We start from the raw sequence: 13,198 nt of genomic DNA, 5'->3' as shown, positions 1-13,198 counted from the left end.
AGAAAGATACTATAAAGACACTGAATTAGAAGCAACTACCTACATTTTTTCAGGCACGTCTATGCCCAATAAACCCATTGCCTTGCGAATAGTTTCACCAACCGCTTTCGATAAAATAAGCCGCGCATGGAGTTTAACACTATCGGTCTCTTTGAGTATAGAAAGCTTGTCGTAAAATTGGTTAAACGTCTTTGCCAGTTCATAGGCATACTGCGCAATATAAGATGGTGCAAAGGCCGTACCAGCTTCACTCACACGCTGTGTATATTGACTCAACAAGAATACTAACTGTTGCTCAACTTCGTCCAGTTGCGTAGTCGTGACAGCACCTTCGGCTACGAAGTTCAGTTCGGCGGCTTTCCGTAAAATAGATTGAATCCGAGCATGTACGTATTGAATATACGGCCCCGTATTCCCATGCAAATCCACCGATTCGGCGGGGTTGAACTGCATTCGTTTCTGCGGATCAACTTTCATCAGGTAATATTTCAACGCTCCCAGGCCAAGCATCTGGAAGAGTGCTTTTTTCTCGACATCACTAAAATCATCGAGCTTGCCCTTAGCAGCTTCATCGGCGGCTGTAGACGCGGCATCCGTCGTTTCCTGAATCAGATCGTCGGCATCGACAACCGTGCCTTCCCGCGACTTCATTTTACCCGTTGGCAGATCGACCATGCCATACGACAGGTGATACAACTCGTTGGCGTACTCCTTACCCAACCGGCGTAGAATGGCGAACAGGGCATTAAAATGGTAATCCTGCTCGTTGCCAACTACCCATATCTGGCGGTCGCTATGGAAATCCTGAAACTTCAAATCGGTGGTACCGAGATCCTGGGTCATGTACACCGACGTGCCATCGGAACGAAGCACCAGCTTCTGATCCAGGCCATCTTCGGTCAAATCAATCCAGACAGACCCATCATCTTTACGGAAGAAAACGCCTTTTTCGAGCCCTTCTTCAATAATCTCCTTCCCTAACAAATAGGTATTCGATTCATAATACGTCTTATCGAAACTAACCCCAATACTTTTATACGTAGCGTCGAAACCGGCATAAACCCAGTTGTTCAGCTGCTTCCAGAGGGCAATTGTTTCGGGGTCGCCCTGTTCCCACAGCCGCAGCATCTGCTGAACTTCCAGCATTAGTGGGGCCGTCTTTTCGGCTTCTTCTTTGACGACTCCCTGCTCCACCATCCCAGCAACCTGCGCTTTATAGGCTTTGTCGAACAGCACATAATATTTACCGATCAGGTGGTCACCTTTCATACCCGACGACTCCGGCGTTTCACCGTCGCCGAACATACGGTAAGCCAGCATCGACTTACAGATATGAACTCCCCGATCATTGACGATACAGGTTTTTACCACATCGTAGCCATTAGCCGCCAGAATCCGGCTGACTGAATCGCCCAGAAAATTGTTGCGCAAATGCCCGAGGTGGAGCGGTTTGTTGGTATTGGGCGATGAGAACTCAACCATCACCGATTTACCGTTTGCGGGTAAGGTGCCAAAGGCGGTATCCGTTGCAATTGTGTTTAATACCTCAACCCAGGCAGCATCGGCAATACTGATGTTCAAGAAACCCTGCACAACATTAAATCGGCTGACGACAGTGCTGTTTTCGAGCAGCCAGTTGCCAATGGCCTGACCAATCTGGGCGGGTGCCTGACGAAGAACTTTTGTGTATGGAAAGGTGACGAAGGTATATTGCCCTTCAAATTCTTTTTTGGTTGGCGAAAGTTGCACCTCACCGGAATTGCCCGGATAGAGTTCGGCAATTGCGCGTATAATATCGGCTTGTACGATTGACTGAGTATCCATTACCCGCAAAAGTACGAAATGTAGCGCTTAAGTAGCGTGGACGTCCCGTCCGCGTAGCCGAAGGCTAAGTTGAAACGGCAATTTTTTAGCCTTCGGCTACGCGGACGGGACGTCCACGCTACTTCAACGGCGTCAACACGGTCGTCCCTTCAGCAACAGTCTTGATTTTGTCTTTTGTGAAGAAGACGGGGAAATAACTATTCTCAGCCCAGATGGGAAACAAATCGCCGTAATGCGAACTTTCCGGATCACCCGACTGGCCGGGCGTATTGATACCCAGCGTCTTGTCCCAGTCTTCGGTATCGACCAAAATGCGGAACGATGCGCCAGCCGTTTGATTCAGGTCATTGGTCGTTGCGTTGACGGTTTCGGCATAGCCACCCCGCGCCACCGGTCCGAGGTTTATTTTTTTGCGCATAGCCTTGTCGACCAGATTACTCAGCGGATGTGTCAGGGTAATATGTTTGTTTTTACGCTGTCCATAAAGCCATTCATCCATATCGGAGCCAAGGCGGGTGGTAAGTTCTGCCACGGCCTGATCCAGGCAGACCAATAGTAAACTATCGCGGGCAGGCGTTGGAATCAATAAGGCATCATAAACGCGTTTTGTTGGTAGGCTTTTAAAATAAGGCTGGGCCGTTTTGGGCACCATTTCCTGATAAACCGCCTGCTTTAACTGTCCCTCCCAGGCTACATAAATTGAAGCCGCCACCGATGTGTTTATCAGTTTGTAATCCCACCTACGGAGGTAACTCAACGCCTGCTCAGTTCGATCTTTGGGCGAAGCCAGATTTTGCAGTAAGGGCACCAGCGTCCGGGCGGGAATAGACAGATAATCGGACTGCAAGGCCATGAAATCAACCAATGTCTTCCGTGTCCCGTCATTCAGAACTTCTTCAATGCGATGCGCCCGTGACGGGCTGGCCCACGTCCAGCCAACGGCATTGCGATAGGGGTAACTTATTGCTGTCAGGTTGTTATTGGCCGTTGCCACATAGCCTTCGGGTGGATTGAGTTTGCTCGGCAACTTGTCGATGGGCAGAAACCCACTCCACTCAAACCGCCCATCGCCGGGTACCGGCACCAGACCCGTAAAGTTTTTTCGGATGGGCGACAAGCCCACGGCCTGCCAGCCAATTGTACCCGTCCGATCTGACCAGATCATATTCTCGCCGGGCACCCGGCTGTATAAACATGCCTGCCGAAACTCGGCCCAGTTTCGTGCCTGATTCATTCGCAGACTGGCCAAATAGGGCGCGGACCCTATTTCCAGCCCACCCGTCCGAATGGCGTAAGCTTTATGATGTTGTGCATCTTCGAAGACTACGGGTCCATGACGGGTATATTTAAGCGTGGCGGTTACTGGTTTCCAGCCTTTTACCGGAATGGTTTCGGTTCGGATTTTCATGGTTTCCCAATGATAGGCCGCTCCGTTGCCTTTGTACCGATACTGATTTGGATTGGCCGGATTGGTTTCGTAAACGTATAAATCTTCGTTATCCGTTTCAAAAATGGTGAGTCCCCAGGCACCATAGTCGTTGTGGCCAATGGAAACCCCCGGTAGTGTTGGCTCTCCTGCCCCAACTACGTTCCAATTAGGCGCATTCAGGTGTACCCAGTAACGTAATGAAGGTGTTGACTGCGACCGGTGAGGGTCATTGGCAAGCATGGGGTAACCACTGGCTGATTTAGCCCCCGAAATTACCCAGTTATTGGAGCCAATGTATTGCTTGTCGGCGTCGAAGCTCCGGTTTACGCTCGCTTCGTCTTCATCGGCTTTAACAGCCTGCCCCCCAAATTTTAGTGGTAAACGAAATGCTTCATATAATTCCAGAATGGGCTGAAAAAGCTCGTCGCCGTTCACGTGAAGGGTCAGGTCGGGTTCGGTTGCTTTCGTTTTGGGGTGAAACCATTGCAGTTCACGGAGTTTGTCAGCACCAATCAGTTTTACCAACCGTCCATAATTCAACTCTTCGCGGACGTTGTACATCAGGCCCTGATGGCGACTGATCACAACTTCGGGTGTCCACAAGCCCGGTTTCGTATCGAGCACCCGAAACTCGAACGGTAATTTTTCGGGCGTTTTCAGGATGCTGGTAATGTAAGCGTTGATTCCGGCGACAAATGCGCCAACAATCTGCGGTCCGTGCGGGTGATAATGGAGCAGTTCTTTGTTGATTTCTGCCGGGGTCGCGTTCGGTTTGAAGCGAAACAATCGGGTACCAATATCACGCTTCACCTCCTGCGGGCCAAGCAATTCAGCTACGGTCCCGGTTGCCTGCCGACGCCAGATTTCGAGTTGAAACAGTCGATCCTGCGCAGCCGAATACCCTTGGGCGAAGAACAGATCATGTTCGTTTTTGGCGTAAATATGATTGACGCCCCAACGATCCCGAATGATTTCGACAGGTTGCTGTAAACCAACCGTTTGTATCGTTTGACTTGATTGCGCGTAACAGAAAACGGGAAAGAGAACAGAAAGTAGATGAAGTAGTTGACGCATGTGATCAGATTTGAACCTGAACATACTAACTTTTTGCTGTTCATGTGAGTTTTTGCCTTTAGTTTACCAATAGAAACGAAAGGATGTTGTTATTTTAATCAATACCAAGCTAAACGAAAATGAATAAGGTGGCTTATTTGGGCAGCGTTATTTGCTTAATAGCAGCCCTGACGGGTTGTATAACGGCCTCAATGCAAACTAACGTAAAGACCGATGCCAAGCCGGAATTTCGTCGCATTTTGGTTGTATCAAAGTTGCCGGCAGTAAAAGAAACGTATCTGCCCTCGTTCCAGACAGCGTTTCCAACAGGTTATCAGGTATGCGCGGTATCGAATAGCCCCATTTCATTCGATAGTTTAGAGGAAGCTATCGAAAAAAAACGGCAGACGTGTCAGAGCGAGGTTGTATTAACGATAGATTTCAATCGTAATTACACAACTGGCTATGGCCGATATATAACATCCAACAACGAACTCTTTATGGAAATGATAAACCTGTCTACTGGCAAACCCTTCTGGAGAGCCATTGTTACCACAGCAGGGGATAATGAGATTCCACCGCGCCAGATTGTCCAGCAACTCATCAAAGACAGAGTAATTGATGGAAGCATGCCACTCGAAAAATCATATCAATCAACTTACTGATTTCCCCAACGCAACACGGGGTGGAATCAGCTTCATAAAGCTGACTCCACCCCGTGTTGCGTTGAACGTGATATTAATTACTTCACACTACTCAAATACGTCTTGTTGCCGTTTTTATTGATGTAGTATTTACCACCACGCGGGCCGGTCATTACTTTCTCGCCGTTCGGACCTTTTTGCGACGGATCGACCGGGGCTTTATAATCGGCAGGAGTTGCTTTCTCCTCCTTGGCTTCCTTCATCTTGCCCATTGACCCTTTGGTCGACTTGGCCATTTTGTCATCTTTCAGGCCCGAATTATCCGCCTTTGCAGCGGGTGCCGGAGCCGCAGTCGCTCCATCGGCAGCGGCTTTCTTAGCCGCTTTTGCGGCCCTGGCAGCAGCCATACGGTCGTTCGTAGCCATTTTAGCGGCATCAGTCGTTGTACCAGCTTCAGCTTTCGCATCTTTTGCCGCTTTCTTTTCGGCTTTAGCCTGCGCTTTTGCAACATCATCACCAGCAGCCTTAACCTCCTTCTTCCCTTCTTTGGCGGCATCCTTGGCGGCTTTCTTTTCGGCTTTGGCGGCTGCTTTAGCCGATGCATCGGCCTCGTTCATTTCTTTTTTGGCTTTTTCTTTCGATCCTTTTGTATCCTGAGACACGCCATTATAGGCAACAAGCATACTTAAAGAAAGACAAAGCACTAATAGTTTCTTTTTCATGATGATTAGATTGGGGTTTATAAATGAACTACTGATTTTCGCATTTGAGACGGAAAGATGAGGATAAAATCACGAATCTGTCCGTGAAAACGACTTAAATTTTCCTTAAATTTGATATAAAGTTAGTTAACTGTTATTCAGGACCAATAGACTTACAGCATAAACGTTTATCCTTATTAAGTCTACTAATTTCCTGTACTGCATCAAATCAATGACCGCTTCGACACCCCAACTTCAGCAACCGACCGATTATCTTAAACGTTACTACGGCTATGACCGCTTCCGGCCCATGCAGGAAGCCATCATCCAGTCGATTATGAGTGGGCGGGATACCGTAGTGCTCATGCCTACGGGCGGCGGCAAGTCGGTTTGTTTTCAAATTCCGGCCCTTATGCTTCCGGGTTTGACAGTCGTAGTTTCGCCCCTGATTGCCCTCATGAAAGATCAGGTTGGGGCGTTGCATATGAACGGTATTGAAGCCGCATTTTACAACAGCACCCAAACCAGCCGCGAACAACGGGCCATTGAAAACGACTGTATCAGCGGCAAACTCAAGCTTTTATACGTTTCGCCCGAAAAACTGTTATCCGAATCATTTTTTCAATTCCTGAGCCTGACTAACCTGTCGCTGTTTGCCATTGATGAAGCGCACTGCATTTCGTCGTGGGGACACGACTTCCGGCCAGAATATACCCAGTTGCATGTTCTGAAAGAGCAGTTTCCGACTGTGCCAACCATTGCCCTTACCGCTACCGCCGACAAACTTACCCGGCACGATATTGCTACCCGGCTTGGTATGCGTGATCCGGCGATATTCGTTGATTCGTTTAACCGGAAAAATCTTAGCCTACAGGTGTTGCCTGGCCAGAACCGTATTCAGCAAATTATCCGGTTGCTGCAACAGAAGCCCGACACCTCGGGCATTATTTACTGCCTGAGCCGAAAATCAACCGAATCGCTCGCGGCCAAGTTGCAGGAGAAAGGGTTCAATGCGGCTTTTTACCATGCCAAAATGGACCCCGCCGACCGCTCCAAAACACAGGAAGCCTTCCTGCGCGACGATGTTCGGATTATGTGCGCCACGATTGCTTTTGGCATGGGCATCGACAAGTCGAATGTTCGTTGGGTCATTCATTACAATATGCCCAAGAATATCGAGAGCTTTTATCAGGAAATTGGGCGGGCCGGGCGTGATGGGGCAGCGGCTCAAACCGTGCTGTTTTACAGCTTTGCCGATGTGGCTACCTATAAAGAGATGCTGGCCGAGAATAGCCCGGCAAATCTGGGTTTACAGTTAGCCAAACTCGAACGAATGCAGCAGTATGCCGATGCGCATACATGCCGCCGACAGATTTTGCTCTCTTATTTTTCGGAAGAGTTACCGGAACCCTGCGGTAACTGCGATGTTTGCCGCGACCCTCGCGTTACGTTTGACGGTACAATTCTTGCTCAAAAAGCGCTGTCGGCCATTATCCGCACCGGCGAGCGGGTACCGATCAACCTGCTTATCGACATTTTACGAGGTTCGCGGAGTCAACAAGTCCTGCAAGGCGGGTATGATCAGGTAAAAACCTATGGTGCAGGTCGGGACCTCCGGTTTGAAGACTGGCGCAACTACATTCACCAGCTTATTAACGTTGGCGTCATTGAAATCGCCTACGATCAACATTACGCCCTGCGTCGGGGTATGCTAGCCGACCAAATACTGTATGGTGGCCGAAAAATTGACCTCGTTCGTCCCGACGATGCGCCGAAACCGGTGGCCGAAAAAACACGCACCAAACCCGAAACCCAACGCGACGATCTGTTCGAGCGGTTACGTGTGCTGCGTAAAGAACTGGCAGATGAACAAAACGTGCCCGCTTACGTTATTTTTACGGATACGACGCTCGAAGACATGGCCCGTCAGCGGCCTACCACGCCCGACGCCCTGCGCAATGTTAGTGGTGTTGGCGAACGGAAGCTGCAACTGTTTGGCAAGCGCTTCCTGGAAGAGATAGTTGGTCATGTACGGGGACGGGTTCAGGCGGGCGAAAAACCCAAAGGTTCCACGCAGCTGATAACCTTCGATTTGTATAATTCTGGCCTGACAATAGAAGAGATTGCTGCCCAGCGACAATTGACAACCGGCTCGGTTGCCAGCCATCTGGTTCAGTTAGCAAAGGCGGGTTACGATATTGATCTGGTATCTTTAATTGACCCAATCGACCGGCATGAAATCGAAAAAGCAATTGCCGCTGTAGGCATTGAAGAAGGCCGGTTAAAGGCTGTTTTCGACCATTTGGAGGGGCGATACGATTACGGCAAATTAACCCTCGTTGCCGGACTCTTATGAAAATAAAATCCTGTTTTCAGACTAACCGTTGGATAATTCTTAGGAAAGAATTTTGTATGTAACCGAAAATCAATTATATTCGTATTCTGTAATTGGACAAACCCGCTACTTTTGTACGGGTTTTATTGTCTGTATGTATCACAGCAACTAATATAATTTTGATAAAAGAGGTAAGTTTTTCACTGCTCATGGCCGCTATAAAACCGGCCCTCGCTATGTCGAGTGTCGCTACATCGGCCCTCACGCTCCCCGCTTTGGGGGCCGACACGAGCCGGTCAACGTTGTCGTCGAATGGACTGAACAACCCACAACTCTTAGTCGCTGACTCGACTAACCGCCTATTTCCGATCTATTTCTGCGGAGAGGAAGTTCCCGTAAATGAGTCTCATGTATCACGTCGGTGGCTTCAAACACTCCGATCCTATGGAGCCCAGCAGGAGTTTCTGCTCGACCTCCGAACACGGGCTTCGACCTTCTTCCCCATCATCGACCCCATTCTTCGCAAGTATAAAATTCCCCGCGATTTTCGCTTTATGCCACTGGCCGAAAGTGCCCTTGACAACAGCAGTGTATCCTATAAAGGCGCGTCAGGGTATTGGCAATTAATGCCCGGCACGGCACGTGAGTTGGGTTTAAAAGTGGATGGTGGTGTCGATGAGCGTTACAATCTTCAGAAAGCGACCGTTGCTGTTTGCAGGCATCTTCACCAACTGTATCGGCAGTTAGGTTCCTGGACACTGGTAGCAGCAGCTTACAATGGAGGCATCACGCATATCCGGAATAAAATGGAACAACAGGGGCAGTCAAACTATTATCGGCTTCAGTTACACCGTGAAACGAGCCACTACCTGTTCCGAATTCTGGCATTTAAAGAGTTACTGAGCAACCCGCGTCAGTATGCGATTATGCTGCGTAGCTCTACAATGGCAGAACTCATGAAGCCATTACCGAGCTGGCATAAACCGCTGGCCCTGCCAAAGAAAATTAAAGATGCCCCAACAATTGAACTGGTTGACGAAGATAACTCCACACTCAGCTGGGGCCCTCGCCCAAACACGGCATTGACCAGAACCTTGTCGGATGCGGAGCAACTCATCGCCGATGCGGCTTCGGGTACACCAAACGCCCCCCTCTCCGATTTGGAACAGCAAGGTCAGCACTTACCTATAAAGAAATTAATGATGGGCCTGATGGTCCTTCGGTTCCGTCGGCCACGTTTTCTACAGTGGAAAAAAGGAGAAGGATTGCGGCCACTGCATTTTTGGGACTGGTTGTAAGATATTCTGATTAACGATTAAACAAAAAAGCCGCCTTATAGGTGGCTTTTTTGTTTATATAATAGTATATTTGTTAATAATAAATATATACATAATTAATATTATAAGCAAAAATACATCTCGTTTACTATCAAAATGGCATAGCTTTTGCCCCGGAATAGTCAAATAACTATAATCAACTAATAGCCCTGTTAAATAGAGTTACCATCTATTTAATATATAGTCTAAAAAAAGAGTAAATGATTAAACGTGTACTTTCCCTTCTAACAAATTTTTGGGCCTCGCTACCGGTAGTGGCTGTGTTTGTTATGGGCAGTGCATTTTCTTCCAACAAACCACTAGATACGCCAACGCTGTATTCTGATATCAATGTAACAGCCGTTTTAGGGTTTGATCCAAGGCTAAGAACGGCCCTCCCACCTGTTTATTTTTGTGGTGAATCAGTACCCGTGCATGAAGAAGTCGTTGCTCGTCGGCTGGTTTCGGCTCTCATACGGAATACCGCCCAAAATCAGGCCCTGTTGCGTATTCGGCATCGGGCGGCTGTCTTTTTCCCAATTATTGAACCCATTCTGGCCCAACACGGTATACCACTGGATTTTAAATACCTGCCTCTTGTAGAGAGTGCTTTGCAAGGCCTTGCTATATCGCCCAAAGGAGCCGCTGGTTACTGGCAGTTTATGCCGGCAACAGCCCGTGAACTAGGCTTATCGGTAGGTCATGGCATTGACGAACGACAGCATTTAATCAAATCGACGAATGCGGCTTGTCGCTATCTGCGCTATTTGTACAATCGGCTAGGCTCCTGGACCCTGGCAGCCGCAGCTTACAACAATGGCATCGGTGCGCTTTTGAGTAACATCAGGCGGCAGCAGCAACGTGATTATTATTACCTGCGGCTAAATGCAGAGACAGGTAAATACTTATATCGGATCCTGGCATTCAAAGAGCTATTTGCTAACTACCGTTCGTATAAAAGCCTCATTTCAGATAAAATGATGGCCAGTTTAAACGAACCCCTCAGCGACCTCTCTGCCGACGATACCGATGAGGTACTTATTCCTGAAGGTATCTTGAATGAGGCTACCAGAGAAGCGATCAATGCGCCCATTAAAGATGGGTTACATGCTGGCAAAGGACAAACATTGGACATCCCGTTACCAAATGCCGCCGATGTGTTCCGGGGGGGTATTAAAGCCCGGCTAACAGAACCCTCAGGTTTAGAGCGTGGGCAGATTTGGGTATTCCACCTGACCCGTGACGGAATGGCTGGTGGTCGGGAGGTAGAAGAGGGCGACATATTGTATGCTGTTGTGGAAGATATCGACCCGAAAACCAATAAGGTGTATTTACGATCCGAAAAACTATACTCGGCCAGCGAAAAACAGACATATACCCTCGCACTCTCGGCTGTAGATGCCTCTACAGGTCGTTTAGGTATTAAACTGTCGGATTTGTCCCAAATAAAGTCGGGCTGGATTCTAACCTGGAAGGCCTTATAAATGTAGCTTGACCTTAGCCGAAGCTTTACCTGAAATACGTTCCTGTTGCTACTGAACTAAACCCAGACCTGACATCGTTTTATAGGCCGAACCATTATCCACTTGCTTTGACGCCATCGATTCGACAGCTTATCTTCCTGATTTTTATTGGCTTAATCATTCCATCGGCTGTTTTTGCTCAACGAAAAAAACAGCCAGTACTTAAAGGGAAGCCCGTTCGTTCGGTTCAGGTTCAGCAACAATCGGCTGTGGGGCCAAGTCGTCTTCATTTTTGTGGTGAAATCGTACCGACAGAGCAAGGCGATGTTTCGGCCAAACTGGCTTTTGCACTGGCGAGTAGTTCGGGTTACGTGAAGCACCTGAATGGGCTTAAAGCCCGCTCGGCTCCTTTTTTCGCTGTGATCGAGCCGATTCTCCATAAGCATAACATTCCCAACGATTTCAAATACCTTCCGCTCATCGAAAGCGCCTGGCAATCCAACGCTGTATCCTCTGCCGGCGCTGTTGGCTATTGGCAGTTTATGGACGAAACGGCGCAGGATATGGGGCTTTCCATTGCGCCGGGCAACGACGAGCGCGCTGACCTCTTGAAATCGACAGAAGCAGGTTGCAAATACCTTAAGTTCCTTTATAGCAAGCTAGGCTCCTGGACACTCGTTGCTGCGGCCTATAACGGAGGAGTGGGTATGGTGCAGCGCAAAATCACAAAATCGGGCCACCGCGACTATTATGCCATGACCATGAATCCCGAAACCGGTTATTACCTCTACCGGATTCTGGCCATGAAAGAGTTGTTTACCAACCCTTCATATGGCTTGGGCTCGGTAGGTATCATGCTGGCTTCCTCGGGCGATGCCTATCAGCAAGAGCGTGAACAGGCCCGGCGCATGGGCTGGCTTCAGGACCAGGAACCTGAACTGGTGGGTGTACCGGTTGAAACGCTGACCAGTTCAACGGATGCCGTCAATCAAACCAGACAGAAGGGGCGTATTGAAGCTGTCGTGATGGATAGTCTACTGACGGAACTCCTCAAAAATAACCCGACATCCGCGACTGTTTTCGTAGGCGATGTAACAGCCCGACTGGTGCGGGCCGGCCAACCCAAAGTAGGGCAAAGCTGGGCGTTTGCCCTTACAGAAAATGTGCAGATCGACGAAAACGAACTCAAAAAGGGCGATATTCTATATGCCGTAGTCGATGATATAGACGCACGCGGCAATCTGTTTCTGCGCGTAACGAAAGCCGTTCTGTCCGAAACAAACACGACCATTCCACTAACACTCCTTGCTATAAACCCTGCTACCGGACTGGCGGGCATTGCTCGCCCAAAGGTGCTAAAGCCCGGCTGGGTTGTGCAGTGGAAATTATAATTACTGCCAGCCATCTGGCTCCAGCACAGGCACATTCCAACCGTATGTTGCCCGGCAGTCGCCATCTGGAATAAGCTGGCTGCTAATAAAACTAGTTATAGCCGGATAAAAACCAACATTAGGGACAGTCTGCTGACGCAAACGCTTCCGGGTGATAGATGTTACGGCAAAGTAGCCCCGTGCTATATCGGTTGGGTCATTTGTATTGACCAGATTTCCCGTGACGGGTGCGGGTAGTGGATCGAAAATACTCCCGGTTCGGGCGTTTTGTTGCTGATAGAGTTTCCAGAATTGGTAATTCGGTTGAGTAATCGCATACTGCTGTATTTCTACCAGTTGCGGGGCTATGGCATAGATAGGCATCTGCAAGGCAAATCGATCCCGAATCGTATTGCCATTAATCGCTTCGTCACTGTATATATTGACAACAGTATTCGACGCCGACGTCCAGCAGGTGTAATTGCACTTACTGGGATTTCCCAAGCTACACGGCACGCCAACTGACAAACGAACCGTGTAGCCAAAGGCTGTCCAGCGGTAATAATTCTGCTCATTGGCGGGGTCACGTGTATTAACGCCATAAGAAAGAGCGTAAGGAATACTCAGGTTGCCCGTTTTAACGGCTTTCACCGAAATACTGTCAACCACCGGCACAGCAGGCATCCGTTCTGATTTAGTAACGTAGCGGTTACCATCGGCCAAGACAACAGATAAACTATAGGCACGTCCTACCTGACCACGAAAGTTTAAATCTGTGGTTTGATATATCCCTGTTCCCATCGACGCAAAACGCGTTGAGCGCCCCTGATCATCGGCCACACTAACCTGCGCTTCTTTCACGTATTGATCATTGATATTTTGCCCACTTTCACCCCCGTACTTACCGGTGTATGTAAGCCGAACCGTATATGGCGGGGCTTCGTTGGTGATCTGTCCTTCTACAACCAACCTTGGGGCTTCAGTACGAACAGGCAATTGAACCTGATCAATACAGGCAGCTAAGGCGATCAAAATGAGAATATAACTACTAAGTTGACGCATG

At 48.8% G+C, this 13,198-nt stretch carries 9 protein-coding genes; 5 read left to right on the top strand and 4 right to left on the bottom strand.

Annotation, left to right across the window (positions count from 1 at the left end):
• Nucleotides 1-39: 39 nt before the first annotated feature.
• A complete protein-coding gene (gene argS / locus CWM47_RS24845; RefSeq protein WP_100990943.1) occupies nucleotides 40-1,824 on the bottom strand; it encodes an arginine--tRNA ligase in 1,785 nt (594 codons plus the stop codon).
• A 118-nt stretch (nucleotides 1,825-1,942) separates the two neighbouring features.
• The gene (locus tag CWM47_RS24840; RefSeq protein WP_100994041.1) at nucleotides 1,943-4,327 is read right to left on the bottom strand and encodes a penicillin acylase family protein; all 2,385 of its coding nucleotides are present in this window, start codon (nucleotides 4,325-4,327) and stop codon (nucleotides 1,943-1,945) included.
• 191 nt (nucleotides 4,328-4,518) lie between these two features.
• Between CWM47_RS24840 and CWM47_RS24835 the strand changes: the two genes are divergently transcribed.
• The gene (locus CWM47_RS24835) at nucleotides 4,519-4,971 is read left to right on the top strand and encodes a hypothetical protein (RefSeq protein WP_240625457.1); all 453 of its coding nucleotides are present in this window, start codon (nucleotides 4,519-4,521) and stop codon (nucleotides 4,969-4,971) included.
• Between the two features lie 77 nt (nucleotides 4,972-5,048).
• On the opposite strand, the gene CWM47_RS24830 is transcribed toward CWM47_RS24835, so the two are convergent.
• A complete protein-coding gene (locus CWM47_RS24830) occupies nucleotides 5,049-5,672 on the bottom strand; it encodes a hypothetical protein (RefSeq protein ID WP_100990939.1) in 624 nt (207 codons plus the stop codon).
• Nucleotides 5,673-5,883: 211 nt separating this feature from the next.
• On the opposite strand from CWM47_RS24830, the gene recQ reads away from it, so the two are divergent.
• The 4 genes from recQ to CWM47_RS24810 all read left to right on the top strand — a co-directional run bounded on the left by recQ (nucleotide 5,884) and on the right by CWM47_RS24810 (nucleotide 12,156).
• Entirely contained in the window at nucleotides 5,884-8,007 is a 2,124-nt protein-coding gene (gene recQ, locus CWM47_RS24825) for a DNA helicase RecQ (RefSeq protein ID WP_100990937.1), read from the top strand.
• Nucleotides 8,008-8,195: 188 nt separating this feature from the next.
• Nucleotides 8,196-9,284, top strand: a complete 1,089-nt coding sequence (locus tag CWM47_RS24820) for a lytic transglycosylase domain-containing protein (RefSeq protein WP_100990935.1) — start codon at nucleotides 8,196-8,198, stop codon at nucleotides 9,282-9,284.
• 239 nt (nucleotides 9,285-9,523) lie between these two features.
• The gene (locus CWM47_RS24815; RefSeq protein WP_240625455.1) at nucleotides 9,524-10,786 is read left to right on the top strand and encodes a lytic transglycosylase domain-containing protein; all 1,263 of its coding nucleotides are present in this window, start codon (nucleotides 9,524-9,526) and stop codon (nucleotides 10,784-10,786) included.
• Nucleotides 10,787-10,893: 107 nt separating this feature from the next.
• A complete protein-coding gene (locus tag CWM47_RS24810; RefSeq protein ID WP_240625451.1) occupies nucleotides 10,894-12,156 on the top strand; it encodes a lytic transglycosylase domain-containing protein in 1,263 nt (420 codons plus the stop codon).
• Here CWM47_RS24810 and CWM47_RS24805 read toward each other — a convergent pair whose 3' ends face one another.
• The gene (locus tag CWM47_RS24805) at nucleotides 12,157-13,197 is read right to left on the bottom strand and encodes a DUF4249 domain-containing protein (protein WP_100990933.1); all 1,041 of its coding nucleotides are present in this window, start codon (nucleotides 13,195-13,197) and stop codon (nucleotides 12,157-12,159) included.
• Nucleotide 13,198: the final 1 nt, after the last annotated feature.

The organism is Spirosoma pollinicola, assembly GCF_002831565.1.
Taxonomy (GTDB): domain Bacteria; phylum Bacteroidota; class Bacteroidia; order Cytophagales; family Spirosomataceae; genus Spirosoma; species Spirosoma pollinicola.
Note: the sequence above shows the minus strand (reverse complement) of the source record. Positions and strands in the feature narration are given on the sequence as shown.